Here is a 12,546-nt window from a genome sequence, read left to right on the forward strand (position 1 = left end):
CCCCTTTAGAAGCTACCTGGCTGAAAATTGAGGGGGAGCTGGATCCATGCCATTGGTAAGTAAGCTGATTTTCCCACCGCATTTGCAATACAAGCAAGACTTGCTCGTTAACGCGGGTACCCCTTGAATAGATACATTGGAACTCCCATTTGTCCACTTTGTCGTTGCTCCAGTCAATGCATCCAATAATGAATTAGACATGGGTAGTGAGACCATAGCGCTAAGTTGGGCTGTAGCTTGAGCGGTAAACGGGGCTTGTGCTGGTGCAGATGCTGAAGCTGTAGGCATCAAATCTGGCGCACATGGAAATACAGCCTTACCGAATGTTGGTTCTAATGGATCTGGATCAATGATATGTGGAAGGGCAGCGTAGTCTCCAATTAGCTTTTCCGCTGTCTTCATAGGATGCAGCTCACTTCTACAGTATCCGAACGAATACAGATTCCCATCAATGTTTTCTCCCATCTTGGTACAAGGCACGCCGTGCATAACTCTTGGCTCCGATGTGGACGTCACGCAGTCGTCCACTGTTATCATTGGACTCCCATTGATATACACACCATTAGGCTCCAGCTTGTTAAGCACATCCTCATGTGTTCCTAATGTACAATACATATAAGCTCCTGCGGTTACGTAGGTATCCTCACTTCTCCAAGGTGAGCTTAGCAACTCACCTAGCGTACCTTTATCTAGTACCGTATCTATAATCCCCATCTCGTTCTCCTCCTGTTATCTGATTCGGTCTCACGATTAACCCATATATTCCTGCTTTTAATAACTTCTCGGCTACTTCAAGTCCTACGATCGTCAGATATGAGCGGTAATACGGGACGCACCATATGGAGCTCTCGCTCAACCCTTGATGTCCAAGATCTATACCGTTAACTTGTCCGGCTTGAACCTGAACTGCCTCGGGTGCCATCCAGCTCACTTGAGGTAACTCGATCCATTCATAGAACGTCTGGTTCTGCTGCTCCAGATTCATGACCACTATGCGTTTGTGATGAAGATCTGATTCCATTTTGAGCATGATGCGAGATAGCTCTTCCACATACAGTTGTATAGGATAGTGGTTAACGATACATGGGGATGTAAACACTTCACCTTGTTTTACATACACCATTTCTTCATCTGCTGTCTGTTCATACCCCCGAAGCATCCGTTCCGGCCATTGAATAGCCCCTTGCTGCGGGAGACGGCGGTCATATTCGATGATATAGTACTCCATACGCTAGCCTCCTAAGCCTCAACCCATTCTACGGAAGCTCGTTGCTCAGAGGTCAGTTCAACCCGGAACCGATCCTGTGCAAGCATCCGGCTACCCGATAGATCTGCTCCTGTGAAATTCACCTGCTCTAGTTCTGCGCCCGTAAAATCACCAGCGATCCTAGCGTACCTAAATGTGGCATGGCTTAGATTCGCTCCCTGAAACCGAAGTCCATGAATACCATAGATCAGTCCATGCGTCTCTATGAATGTATCCCGTTCACTCCATGCACCATCGAAGCTGGCACCTGTGAGGTTACAATCTCGAAAGTCTGTATCAAGAAGTAGTGTTTGCCCGTAGTTGGACTGTGTACATTGACAACGTTCAAATCGTGTGCCTAGTAGACTTGCACCTTCAAAGCTGCTTCCACTCAAATCCACTTCCTCGAATCTCGCATGATTGAAATCTAGTTCTGCATAATTTCCGTTACAAAGATTAACACCAGCGATATGTTCATAGATATATTCATTCGGTAGCCTGCTTTCCAGCCAACCTTTGCACGCAATAGAGCTTCTCTGTAATCCGTTGAAACGATATACAGATTCCGTTACTTCGTGGTCCTGATACTCTCCCACACGAACTTCGAACTGTACCTCTTTTCTGATCGCTTCAAAAGAATCCATTGTACGGATCGTATCCATAGCATGACGAACAGCAAGAACCATATAAACGTGAAAAGGATAGAGCTGACCTGCTTGCCATGCCGCTAATGCAGCCTGATCAATCCGATTCATATACCGTTTGCGACCATCTTCGCATTCCTCAATCCATTGATCCATAAAGCTATAGATCCAGCTCGCATCATATAAGAATCCACTGACAGGCACTTCACGTTCTTGACGTCTGTCACTCGCGTGCAGCATGTAGGCAGGATCACCTTGAATGAGCCTTGTCCGCATCAACGATACGTGTATGGTGCTGCACGACTGAAACTCTCCACGCTCTTGCTGCAATAAGATTTGTTCGCACAGCGCCCCGAATAACGGAACGAACCCTTGCACGATCTCTGATCTATTCGCAATGTAATATTCATGAAGCTTATGTATTTTGGCGTTTCGCAGCGGCAATGCCTCTTGTTCCAGAAACTGCTGCCATAGTTCCATCTGATGCATGGGTTCATCCTCCGCATTTTTACTGATTCATTAATATTTCGATTCCTTTGATCACGACCTGTCCTTGATCGATGGTTAAACCGCCATTACCGTCTTTGGTAGACATATCAATCTGATTCGCCTGAAGGGTCACCGTCTCTGCTACTAATTCCACTTGTTTACTGGCCTGTAGCGTGATCTTGTTCTCGCAATTTAGAATAATCGTTCCAGCACTGGTCAAAGTCAGCGTTGCCCCTCCGGTCGAGCCGGTAATCGTGATGCGATCCTCTTCAAAAGTAATCTTCTGACCCGTCGGTGTTAGAAGGAACTTCGTATTGGGATTCGCCATCAGATCTTCTTTCAGATCCTTATCAAAATTCACAACTGGCTGCAGCCGTTGCTGCTGTAAAACCGTTGTCGTTCCCCCACCTGCCCCACTGCTATTTCCACTTCCGCTCCCACCTGTATGGGAGGATGCCCCCGATCCAGAGGAAACCGCACTTGCCGGACTTTCTTCTGCAGGTAGTTTTTGACGAACAGAACTGAGCGCAATGCCCTCAGTTTCTCTAGCATTGGGAAAATAGAGCCTTATACTGTCACCTTTTTCAGGCATGCAATACCAACCAGTCTGATCATCCGATGCATACATCGTGGAGTATGGGAACAGATAGGCTGTCGCCAGGCTCCACTCCTGATCACTATCAAGATGAACCTGAACCTCGTCTCTCACCACACCCATGATTTTTCCGGAGATGGATGCACCCACCAAACGGGAGTTGTAACGCTTGCGGCGATATGCAGATGCTTTGTGGCCAAGCACATAATGATGTAAAAGCAACCCCTTTTTCATCTCAGTCCTAATTTCGAACACATATAGTGACTGTCCTTTGAACTGCACTTGATCCCCAAGCTGGAGCACCCGATCACGTACCTGTACTTCATAACGGATGTAATCCTTCTCATTGATATCACTCGTCCCCAGCTTAGCTTCTTTCTGATAAGCGAGCATATCTTTATACATTCGGTAGTGAGTCGCTTCCAGCTTCCCTGCATCCCGTTGTTCAGGCAGCCCAAGATAGATACGAATGCGTTCCTCCGTTGATACGGGAACAAGAACCGTATGATAATGTGACGCAAGTCGCTTCAAGAACTCCCAATCCGTTTCTTGATATTGCAGTGTATACGCACCCAGCTTTTTTTTCTCTATGAAGGTGTTGAAGACTTGTCCATCTGGATAGTGCCCACTAATTTTCTGCATAACGTCAGGAATTAACATACCTACATTCTGATAGGAGCGTGTTTTGCGCCGAAGATCCATAGCATGTGAATGGGACACAGCCTCCGCTTCAAGCCAGTACACCTTGTTCTCTACCTTCACATGTAGCTTCAATATAATTCCGTGAAATAAACGTTGCTTTTGACCCTGTTCGTCCGTATAGAACAATTCAACTGGTGTACTCTCGTCCGCCATTCGTACGTACTGTTCTTCCTTCTCTTCTGGAATCACTCCAGTGAAAGTAAGCTTGCCATGATCATGAACTTTCATGAGTAATGTTACTTCATGGATTCGGATATCAAATGGTTGAATCTGTAATTGTTCATAACTAATTGTTACTAGAGACATATCCCTCACTCACCACCTATTTTCTTAGATGTATTAATTTTCTATTTATCGACTTTATAAGTAAAATATTTAATGGATTTTGTTAATTTTCATCAAAAAGGATAAAAATAAGACTTTATATACATATGATGTATTCGTATCCGCGCACAAAAATGAAGCAGTATCACTACTGCCCCTTCTTCTTGTCCATTTAATTATTTTCGTCTTTAACCAGCTTACTTAGCACTTTTATCCCAGTCTTTCCACCCATTAATTCATAGGAGATGAGCATCTGTTATACTATGGTTAATGAGTTTTAGCTTGAACCTAATATATGATGCCTATAAAGGAGATCTACTTTTGCATGAACAATATCATTGAATACTGCCTTACGAAGAAGGGAGCGGTGAAGGACTTTCCTTTTGGGCCAGACATCCTTGTGATCAAGGTTGCTGGGAAAATGTTTGCACTCATTTTTGAAAGCAGACATACGATAAACCTCAAATGTGATCCGGTTATTGCGGAAAATTTGAGAGAACAGCATGAGAATGTGCAGCCTGGATATCATATGAACAAAAAACACTGGAACACCGTTCTGATCAATGAATCTATGGATGAGTCCGATGTATTTCCTATGATTGATCATTCTTATGATCTGGTCTTCGGTAAACTTACCAAAAGTACCCGAGAAGCGATCTTGATGAGAATCTAGTACTTTCTTTTGCTTTCTTCTGAGTCTTATTGAATTCCACTCATCGCCCTACAACTTATATATTCTATATGAATTACTTACGGTGAACTGCGAAGTTCATTTCATGAACTTGTCTACCTTCCCGAACAAAAGTTTGATCCACTGCGTCGGGCCAGGCAGATTAGGTAGAAACAACAAAGTTAGAGCAAGCATCGCTGACAGTAGTGTAATGCCTCCTGCGACGATTCTTGCTTTTTTTTGTGCTCTACTGCGCCACTCCCCATACACCATAGCTGCTGTCAGTAAACAGATTCCTACGACAGATACGAATTTCATTTGTTCCATCCCTCCCTACACTTCTTATGAAAATAAAAGATCACCCGAGAATAATCATCCGAGGTTACTCTGTGCCCTGCTCTGGTATGCCTTGAGGACCTATGGACTTCCCTGTACGTGTCACAAGCGCCTCCACTTTCACCTGAACATCCATGGTAGAAAAAAGTTCGTCCCAGTTCTTTTGCTGCGCGTTCCATTGCTTGGGGTAATGTCTGCGGAATTCAGTAGCAAACTGGAAAAAATCCGTCTTTAGCTGTTTCTGTGCCATGACTAAAGCTTTCTCCGCTAGCTCTTTCAAATGCTCTGACCATGCTTGATCCAATTCATTCAATATGGACGGATCGGTTAAATTACCATCGGTCGTGTTAAGTACAACTTCTCCTTTAGACTTCACATCTACCTGCATACGCCATTCATTGTTAATGATCTTAGGGGTTAAGACGGTATGCATTTCAATTGGTCTTATGGAGAAGGAGCCCTCCATATTTTTCACCTGAACCGGCATGATAATATTTTCCAGCTCGTTCGCAAGCAACAGAATGCCCACACTCATCGGTTCTGTTACTGTTTTAACATAGTGATCATTTTTATATAGGCTTAAACCTTTAATATATGGAGTAGAATCGTATCGATCTTTCCCCGGATCTGGTGGTAACATTAACATTCGTGACAGTGTAGCGGAACGGCTTGGTCCTTCAACGGACTGGGCGAGTTCAAGTACCGTCACCCGTGTACCCAGTTTCATATTGGCCATTTCACGCAAGGATTCTGCTGAGCTTCTTTCGAGGGGATCAAGCAAAGCTAGGATATCCTTAGCAGAATCGCTAGTGGAAAAGACGTAGGCATGTTCGCGGAATTGAGGATATCGAAGTAGAAAATCGATGTATTGGCGTAAGCCCTGTTTGCCAGCATGTTCACTAATAACAATGACCTCGCAATGTCCCCAGAACATATTACGAGGTACTTTTCTTTGCAAGCGATTCAGAGCTTCGGCTACAGTACTCCCTTCAGCTGTTCGAGTCATCGTCACGCCGCTGGGGCTTGCCTCACTGCCTCCCGATGATCCCCCGCCCGCCTTTCGTGGAATAAAAATCTGAGAAGTCAATTGATATCGCTCATCCTCATAGTCGATGCCTGTCGCGAGCACAATCGCCAAATCGTTAACTTCAAGCCGATCCCAGCATCCGGACAGCACGATGCTGCTAAGAAATATAGCGAATATAGATATCACTTTCCGCATTCTGTTCCCTCCGAACTAGCCTTAGCTCCATCTCCGCGATTGCGTTTCCACATCGTTTTGAGCAAGGCTATACCATACAAGATCGCCGGAAAAGCGAGCAACAGCACCAAAGTATATACATTTGCTGAAGAGCTGATAAGATTGGCAGCACTTGCTGTATCGGATACAATCCAATAGGCAAAAACCATACATAAAAATGCGAGTGGTACTACAACAGGTCTATAGTCATTCAACCCAAACCACTCTGCGGTGGATGTCGCAAAAATATAGAGAAATACAGAAATTTTGACGAAAATCCCAAAGATCCATATCGCAATAATAATGGACTCAATATGCTGGAGAAAGTCAGCAATCGTAATATATCGTGCAGCAATCATAACAGGATAAGCAAAACTATCGGTTAAGTCTCCGATCAGAAATAAACAGATGAGATTGGTTACCGTCATAGCAACCGTTGTAAATAGAAGCGAGAACAGCATCGTTCTGGTTAAACCCTTTTTACGATTCACGTAAGGTAACATAAACGCCAATACAATATATTCACTGAACCAAGCCGCAGGCGCAACAGCCCCTTTTAGACTTGGCACTATTCCTCTTTCCATAAAAGGCAGCATTTCTGCCGGCTTGAGTTCCTTCGTAAGCAAGACAAAGATCAGGCATAGAAGCACAACCACCAACGTGACAAACACCTGAGAGGTACGCCCCACCACTTCGATACCCAATCTAACATTGATCATACAGACCACAACCATCGTACCCATAATCACGAACAAGGGTGTCTTAGGCAGAGCGTTACTTGCAATAAACTCACCATATCCACGAATAATTAAGCCTGTTAAATGTGGCAGGAAACCAAGATACAACAGCCCCAATAATTTGCCTGGGAACCATCCTATAATGAGCGTAGAAGACTGCATAATCGTTTTGCCTGGATATAGCCGTTCAAGTCCAAGCGATATCCCTATGGTCGCAAGGCCAACGAGTGATCCCCAGATGGGCGAGATCCACATGTCATGTCCTGCATAATGCATCGTTATACCAGGGACGGATAAGATGGATGTGGCCAGAATGGCGGGAAAGATCATGAACGCTAATTGAGTGACAGATATTTTCCCCTTCTCGGTCAACATAGCACGTCGCCTCCCCCTGTTGTGTAATCCATTCCAGTCTAACGGGATTTGTTCTCTTGCGTTGGTCGCCACCATACATCCTTGAGCTTCTGGGCTGACGTTGGTGTTGCAGGGGATAGATACGGTGCACCAAAGGAGCGTAAACTGCTTAAGTGAATCACAATCAGGATCACCCCGAGCATTACACCGATTAAGCCAAGTGTGCCAGCCATCAGCATAATTGGAAAGCGTAATAGACGTGCCGCAATGCTGGCAGCATATCTTGGGATCATAAACGACGCAATTCCTGTAATCGCCACGATAATGATCATTGGAGCCGAGACAATTCCCGCAGTTGTTGCAGCTTGGCCGATAATTAATGCGCCTACAATGCTCACAGCCGCACCCACCTGTTTAGGTAGCCGAATGCCAGCCTCTCGTAATGCTTCAAAGGAAATTTCCATAATGAGCGCTTCAACAAGTGCTGGAAAAGGAATCTCTTCCCGTGCTTTTGCAATACTAAGCAGCAGAACGGTTGGAACCATTTCCTGATGAAATGTGGTTATTGCTACATAAGCCGAAGGAAGCAGCAGAGACAATGCATAGAAGATGTAGCGTAGCCAGCGAACAAATACACTCATGAACATATTTTGATAATAATCCTCAGGGGACTGCAGCATGGAAAACAAAGTGACCGGGGCTATTAAACTAAATGGAGTGCCATCGATCAGCAGTGCAAACTTTCCTTCTAACAGATTAGCAGTGACCACATCCGGGCGCTCCGTTGCAATCATCTGTGGAAAGGGCGAGAAGCGCTGATCGATAATTCCCTCCTCTATGTATTGGCTTTCTAACACGTCTTGTACTTTCAACTGTGCCAAACGAGCTTCTATTTCTTGTAACAATTTAGGATCTATGATGCCTTCCAGATAAGCAAGTGTAACCTGCGTGCCTGTATACTCCCCCATGGTTCGCATCTGTAGCTTAAGCGCTGGTGTTTTGATTCTCATTCGAAGTAAAGATAGATTCGTACTTAATGATTCGGTAAAACCATCCCGTGAACCTCGAACTGTAGACTCAGCTGCTGGCTCCTCCGGCGTTCGGCTGGGAACTTGGTACAAGGGATAAAGTGTGCCCGGTACTTCGCCATCGATCAGGATAAGCGCTTGTCCTTCCATCACCGCCTGAACTGCTTGGCTTAGAGCAAGAATGGTCTTAGATGAAGCCATCGGAACCTGCGTAGGCTCTGTATTTCTTTTCATGCCCATAAGCGGCTCTAACACATGACGTTCAAGCCGATCCGTATCACAGAGCCCGACACAGTACACACATAGCGCAGTAGTCTGACAGGCCGTATGGAACGAATGAAATATAACATCGGAACATCCGGCAAATGTGGTGCGCAGAGTAGCTTCATCTTCTATTAATTTTCCGGTCAGTAATGTTTTCTCTGACGTGCTCATGGTGTGTCCTCCAGATGCGTGACGTGATTCAAATATTCATAGTTAACGACAGCATGTCCTTCTGAAAACACATTTATACGCTTCTATTTCTCCTCACTGCGCTCTCTTTGTTCGAGTGAGATGTTGAGTAATTGCTATACGTTCTTCCAAATCGCATAACAGAAAAAAGCCGCCCTATGGCGGCAGTTCAATCTATAAAACACAACTAACCTAAGAAGGCTTCTTCCTTTGAAACACGAACCATTTCTTCTGGGAAAACAGTCTTGAAATACTTCTCCACATTCCGGTGGATGTTCGGACGATACCATTTCTCCAGATCGTGTTCTTTAAAAAGTTCAGGCATACCGAGCGATTTGGAACGTCTACCACTTGCACCATCGCCAATGTTCAACGTATCAATCCAGATATGATCAACGATACCTAGTAGCTTCTTAGGGAAATCTGGCGTGAACGGTAATACCGGCGAGATGGAAGCCTGCGTAGGTATCCCTGCTTGATGCATCTCCTGCAAAGCCTTCATTCGTAGTCGAATCCCGGGTGCATAGGGTGCAAATATTTGTTTTACATCCTCTCGGTCAGTCTCCACGGTCATCGAAACGATAACATGGCTTCGCTTCGTTAGTTCCTTAATCAGATCAATATCACGTGTAACCAATGGACTGCGTGTCTGAATCTGAAGGTGATCCGGGGGACATTCCATCATCGCTTCCAACACACCACGTGTAATCTGGGCTTGGCGTTCAATCGGCTGGTAAGGATCTGTTGCTGAAGACATAAACAAATGAATTGGTTTGTTTTTCGCACGAAGCTTCTTCCATTCTTTTGCATAGTTCTCAGCTGCATTTATTTTCACATCGACCCATTCACCCCAAGGAATGTCCTTAAACCTCTGAATGGGCATCTCTCGAACATAACAATATTGACATGAGAAGGCACAACCACTATATGGATTAAGTGAATGCGTGAATCCCACGTTTAAGTAGCCTTTTGCTTCCGTCAATATCTGTTTAGCTAAGATTTCCGTAGTTTTCACGTATCTGTTACCCCCTTATTGGGCTTGGAATACCCACATGTACTGTTCAGTCTTGTAGAAAGCTACGATACATGCTCTCAGACATATGCCATTACTCATCTTGAACAAAATATTCGTTAATTCACAGGTTCACATCCATAGATTCCCCACAGACAGGAGATTTAGGCACAAGGTTTGTTGGTATCTTACAATTAACCGTCTGCTCTACCATCTTCTTTACCAGTTCTTCATTATCATACAGTGTATCATGGCATCCCTTTTCGCATTGCAAATACCCATAATTACCCTGAATCTCAAATATGGAGCTGGAAGCAACCCCTACCTTCTCGAATTGACTCTCAACATTAGTCGAAATCACAAAATGCTTATTATTCTTCACTAGCTCATACAAATCCAGATAGAGTTGTGTTGTGCCTGTGTCGTAACGATTCAGTTGGATATATCGCGCCCAGTAAGCCAACTAGCACACACCATTTATAGTTTTATATAAAACAAATATATTAAAAATAGTTCAACCCATTAAAATTCAATCTTCTGAAGTAAGCTCATCACGGTCTTCTTTTCATCTAATGAGAACTTCTCATATATCTTCTCAATAAGACGATGGGATATCTCCTCAAACTCTTCCCGTAGATCATGCCCTTTCGCTGTAAGAGATTAACGATAGATCCGCGTATCTTTCAGATCTTTCTCTTTGTGAATGTATCCTATCTTCACCAGTTTATCGACCAAAACTGTTACGATTGACTTGTCTCGATCAATTAACTTGGACAACTCTTGCATCGTAAGGCTATCGCTTTGATTAATCCATAGTAACATCATAATTAACGTTCAAGGAGAATCTATGAAATGAAGAAAAGTAACCTTGCATATGTCATCCTGCTCGCCCTTGTATTCGGAGGAATTATATGGAAATTGATGAATGATAACAGGACTATTGTCACAACCCTAGACAGTTATTTCTGAACCAAATCGGCAATACGTCGATCACCTCCATCGAAGTAACGCATTACGTCCTAGATCAATCATCCAAAGTCACTGTGACAAATCAAAACCAGATCAATACCCTACTTCACGAGTTCAAGGATAAGAGAGTAGAAGAACCTAGCACACCTGTTGCACCTAACACGGAAGATTATTTCCGCATTCATATAAAAAGTGATACGAATAGCCTCATAAATGTTGTATTATGTCCGAATGATGTGATTCAGGTATTCAATGAGATGTCGCACAATAAGTCGGATGAAGTTACGGGCACTCACCATATGGTAAACCAGATCAACACTCAACTCTTCGTCGATTATTCCATTCATGATATCAAAAATAACCTCGGATTGATGATTGCTCATCTTCAGAGGTTATTGGGTTGGGATCTTTGACGTATAGCGTTACTGTAGTGTAACGAATGAGAGCTTGTTTCATCGAGCTTTAAAGCCGTTGTAGAACGTATCCACCACGAGCGCTGCAGCCGATTTTCTAGCGATATGTCCATCAGCAACTTGCTGCCAGGTAAGAAAAAGAATCGAATACAAAACATCAATAATCCAATTACGATTCACATCCTGACGGAAATATCCGCTTTGTTGCAGCATACTAACCGCTTCCAAGACAGGCTCTCTTAGCTTCTGATCCGCACTTTCAATGTCCGGATTATAGTTTACAGAAGAATCATGTCCCAGGAAATAAATCTTATCTCCAAGTGGAATAAGGGCTTCAATTAAGTTCGGGAAATACTCCTCACAGTTCTCTTCAGTCAGCGGGAATTCCCGAATCTTCTCACTAACAACTTCAATGGCACGGAACCCCAGATGAATCATGAGCTGTTCTCTGCTCTCCACATACCGGTGCAATGTTGCAATTCCGATGCCGGCTGCATTAGCAATATCATTCATCGAGGCGTTAGGCTTCTCGATAAGCAGCTTGGTTGCTTCATCAAGTATGGCGTTCAGCCGTGTTTGTTTCATGGATGACATTTCTTTTTTCATGTTCGTACACCTCAGGGGAATATGGATATTTAATGTGTCCGCATCTCATTGCCCAGTATACCATAATCTAGAGCTATGCTTTATTTCAGCTTTTTCACCATTCTGTATAAGGATATCGCGGGTTTATTCACTTCGGATGTGACCTCATAACCGAGTCTGGCATAAAGTTTGGCCGCTAGATGATTTTCTTTTTTCACAGTGAGCGAACATAGGCTGAATCCCTGCTTGATTGCTTGTGTTTCCGCATGATGAATAAGCTGTGATCCGATCCCCATCCCTCTGCTCTCCGGCATAGCAGCAAGTGTGGCAATATGGAACTCTCCTGCAAATCCTTCCTTCAAGGTAATTGTAGATAATAACGCTCTTGGGTGTAACAAGCTATAACCAATTAGAGCTAGTTTTCGATGAGAAAACAGTTGTTTTACCGTAGAACTGACCAGCTTATCCAGAACCGTTATTGGTAAACAGGTAATCATGCCGAGTGTTGAATCACCCATTTTCGCTTCATAAGCATATTGATGACTAAATCGATTATTTCTAGACTTCCATAACTTACGGAAGGTAGCATCAACGACGCTCTGCCTGCTCGACCCCGCTATGGTATGGGCAATCTCCCCCACAGCCATTAAATTAAGCTTAGCTCCTGCAAGTGAGTGCGGGTTGGCTTGTACGATGGAAATGTTGGTCATATGAATCACTCCTATGATCATTAATGATAAGGATATCAT

At 44.0% G+C, this 12,546-nt stretch carries 15 protein-coding genes and 1 pseudogene; 2 read left to right on the forward strand and 14 right to left on the reverse strand.

Annotation, left to right across the window (positions count from 1 at the left end; genetic code table 11):
• Positions 1 to 12 precede the first annotated feature (12 nt).
• From J2T19_RS14860 to J2T19_RS14875, 4 genes are read right to left on the reverse strand one after another with little or no spacing between them, the layout of a single operon-like run.
• A complete protein-coding gene (locus J2T19_RS14860; protein ID WP_307216972.1) occupies positions 13 to 714 on the reverse strand; it encodes a PAAR-like protein in 702 nt (233 codons plus the stop codon).
• Positions 686 to 1,228, reverse strand: a complete 543-nt coding sequence (locus J2T19_RS14865) for a hypothetical protein (RefSeq protein WP_307216974.1) — start codon at positions 1,226 to 1,228, stop codon at positions 686 to 688. The genes J2T19_RS14860 and J2T19_RS14865 overlap by 29 nt, the downstream gene beginning before the upstream one ends.
• An 11-nt stretch (positions 1,229 to 1,239) precedes the next feature.
• Positions 1,240 to 2,379, reverse strand: a complete 1,140-nt coding sequence (locus tag J2T19_RS14870; protein ID WP_307216975.1) for a pentapeptide repeat-containing protein — start codon at positions 2,377 to 2,379, stop codon at positions 1,240 to 1,242.
• Positions 2,380 to 2,398: 19 nt separating this feature from the next.
• Entirely contained in the window at positions 2,399 to 3,982 is a 1,584-nt protein-coding gene (locus tag J2T19_RS14875; protein ID WP_307216978.1) for a contractile injection system protein, VgrG/Pvc8 family, read from the reverse strand.
• Positions 3,983 to 4,325: 343 nt separating this feature from the next.
• Here J2T19_RS14875 and J2T19_RS14880 point away from each other — a divergent pair, with 343 nt between their 5' ends.
• On the forward strand, positions 4,326 to 4,673 hold the full coding sequence (locus J2T19_RS14880) for an MmcQ/YjbR family DNA-binding protein (protein WP_307216980.1): 348 nt from the start codon (positions 4,326 to 4,328) through the stop codon (positions 4,671 to 4,673).
• 96 nt (positions 4,674 to 4,769) lie between these two features.
• Here J2T19_RS14880 and J2T19_RS14885 read toward each other — a convergent pair whose 3' ends face one another.
• The 7 genes from J2T19_RS14885 to J2T19_RS14915 form a co-directional block, all read right to left on the reverse strand.
• Positions 4,770 to 4,988 (reverse strand): hypothetical protein, encoded by a 219-nt coding sequence (locus J2T19_RS14885; protein WP_307216982.1) that lies wholly within the window; start codon positions 4,986 to 4,988, stop codon positions 4,770 to 4,772.
• Between the two features lie 64 nt (positions 4,989 to 5,052).
• Positions 5,053 to 6,228 (reverse strand): Ger(x)C family spore germination protein, encoded by a 1,176-nt coding sequence (locus J2T19_RS14890; protein ID WP_307216984.1) that lies wholly within the window; start codon positions 6,226 to 6,228, stop codon positions 5,053 to 5,055.
• Positions 6,216 to 7,358, reverse strand: a complete 1,143-nt coding sequence (locus J2T19_RS14895; protein ID WP_307216986.1) for a GerAB/ArcD/ProY family transporter — start codon at positions 7,356 to 7,358, stop codon at positions 6,216 to 6,218. The genes J2T19_RS14890 and J2T19_RS14895 overlap by 13 nt, the downstream gene beginning before the upstream one ends.
• A gap of 38 nt (positions 7,359 to 7,396) precedes the next feature.
• Positions 7,397 to 8,800 (reverse strand): spore germination protein, encoded by a 1,404-nt coding sequence (locus tag J2T19_RS14900; RefSeq protein WP_307216988.1) that lies wholly within the window; start codon positions 8,798 to 8,800, stop codon positions 7,397 to 7,399.
• Positions 8,801 to 9,005: 205 nt separating this feature from the next.
• Entirely contained in the window at positions 9,006 to 9,833 is an 828-nt protein-coding gene (locus tag J2T19_RS14905; RefSeq protein WP_307216990.1) for an SPL family radical SAM protein, read from the reverse strand.
• A 121-nt stretch (positions 9,834 to 9,954) separates the two neighbouring features.
• Positions 9,955 to 10,293: an SIR2 family NAD-dependent protein deacylase gene (locus J2T19_RS14910; protein WP_307216992.1), complete on the reverse strand. Its 339-nt coding sequence runs from the start codon at positions 10,291 to 10,293 to the stop codon at positions 9,955 to 9,957.
• A gap of 197 nt (positions 10,294 to 10,490) precedes the next feature.
• Entirely contained in the window at positions 10,491 to 10,655 is a 165-nt protein-coding gene (locus J2T19_RS14915) for a MarR family transcriptional regulator (RefSeq protein ID WP_307216994.1), read from the reverse strand.
• A 173-nt stretch (positions 10,656 to 10,828) separates the two neighbouring features.
• On the opposite strand from J2T19_RS14915, the pseudogene J2T19_RS28165 reads away from it, so the two are divergent.
• Positions 10,829 to 10,996 (forward strand): annotated as a pseudogene (locus J2T19_RS28165) (hypothetical protein); the annotation flags it as partial.
• Positions 10,997 to 11,020: 24 nt separating this feature from the next.
• Here the strand turns inward: J2T19_RS28165 and J2T19_RS14920 are convergent.
• The 3 genes from J2T19_RS14920 to J2T19_RS14930 all read right to left on the reverse strand — a co-directional run bounded on the left by J2T19_RS14920 (position 11,021) and on the right by J2T19_RS14930 (position 12,507).
• On the reverse strand, positions 11,021 to 11,182 hold the full coding sequence (locus J2T19_RS14920) for a hypothetical protein (RefSeq protein WP_307216996.1): 162 nt from the start codon (positions 11,180 to 11,182) through the stop codon (positions 11,021 to 11,023).
• Positions 11,183 to 11,251: 69 nt separating this feature from the next.
• Positions 11,252 to 11,818, reverse strand: coding sequence for a TetR/AcrR family transcriptional regulator (locus J2T19_RS14925; RefSeq protein WP_307216998.1), 567 nt, complete (start codon positions 11,816 to 11,818; stop codon positions 11,252 to 11,254).
• A gap of 80 nt (positions 11,819 to 11,898) precedes the next feature.
• A complete protein-coding gene (locus J2T19_RS14930; RefSeq protein ID WP_307217001.1) occupies positions 11,899 to 12,507 on the reverse strand; it encodes a GNAT family N-acetyltransferase in 609 nt (202 codons plus the stop codon).
• Between the last annotated feature and the right edge of the window lie 39 nt (positions 12,508 to 12,546).

Origin of the sequence: Paenibacillus tundrae (assembly GCF_030812775.1) — a bacterium.
In the GTDB taxonomy this organism is placed as follows: Bacteria; Bacillota; Bacilli; order Paenibacillales; family Paenibacillaceae; genus Paenibacillus; species Paenibacillus tundrae_A.

What these genes read in the sequence shown, in the direction of transcription:
- J2T19_RS14885 (WP_307216982.1), bottom strand. Translation starts at nt 4,988, where the DNA reads ATGAAATTCGTATCTGTCGTAGGAATCTGTTTACTGACAGCAGCTATG.
- J2T19_RS14875 (WP_307216978.1), bottom strand. Translation starts at nt 3,982, where the DNA reads ATGTCTCTAGTAACAATTAGTTATGAACAATTACAGATTCAACCATTT.
- J2T19_RS14920 (WP_307216996.1), bottom strand. Translation starts at nt 11,182, where the DNA reads ATGAGCAATCATCAATCCGAGGTTATTTTTGATATCATGAATGGAATA.
- J2T19_RS14915 (WP_307216994.1), bottom strand. Translation starts at nt 10,655, where the DNA reads ATGATGTTACTATGGATTAATCAAAGCGATAGCCTTACGATGCAAGAG.
- J2T19_RS14880 (WP_307216980.1), top strand. Translation starts at nt 4,326, where the DNA reads ATGAACAATATCATTGAATACTGCCTTACGAAGAAGGGAGCGGTGAAG.
- J2T19_RS14930 (WP_307217001.1), bottom strand. Translation starts at nt 12,507, where the DNA reads ATGACCAACATTTCCATCGTACAAGCCAACCCGCACTCACTTGCAGGA.
- J2T19_RS14860 (WP_307216972.1), bottom strand. Translation starts at nt 714, where the DNA reads ATGGGGATTATAGATACGGTACTAGATAAAGGTACGCTAGGTGAGTTG.
- J2T19_RS14865 (WP_307216974.1), bottom strand. Translation starts at nt 1,228, where the DNA reads ATGGAGTACTATATCATCGAATATGACCGCCGTCTCCCGCAGCAAGGG.
- J2T19_RS14890 (WP_307216984.1), bottom strand. Translation starts at nt 6,228, where the DNA reads ATGCGGAAAGTGATATCTATATTCGCTATATTTCTTAGCAGCATCGTG.
- J2T19_RS14925 (WP_307216998.1), bottom strand. Translation starts at nt 11,818, where the DNA reads ATGAAAAAAGAAATGTCATCCATGAAACAAACACGGCTGAACGCCATA.
- J2T19_RS14900 (WP_307216988.1), bottom strand. Translation starts at nt 8,800, where the DNA reads ATGAGCACGTCAGAGAAAACATTACTGACCGGAAAATTAATAGAAGAT.
- J2T19_RS14895 (WP_307216986.1), bottom strand. Translation starts at nt 7,358, where the DNA reads ATGTTGACCGAGAAGGGGAAAATATCTGTCACTCAATTAGCGTTCATG.
- J2T19_RS14870 (WP_307216975.1), bottom strand. Translation starts at nt 2,379, where the DNA reads ATGCATCAGATGGAACTATGGCAGCAGTTTCTGGAACAAGAGGCATTG.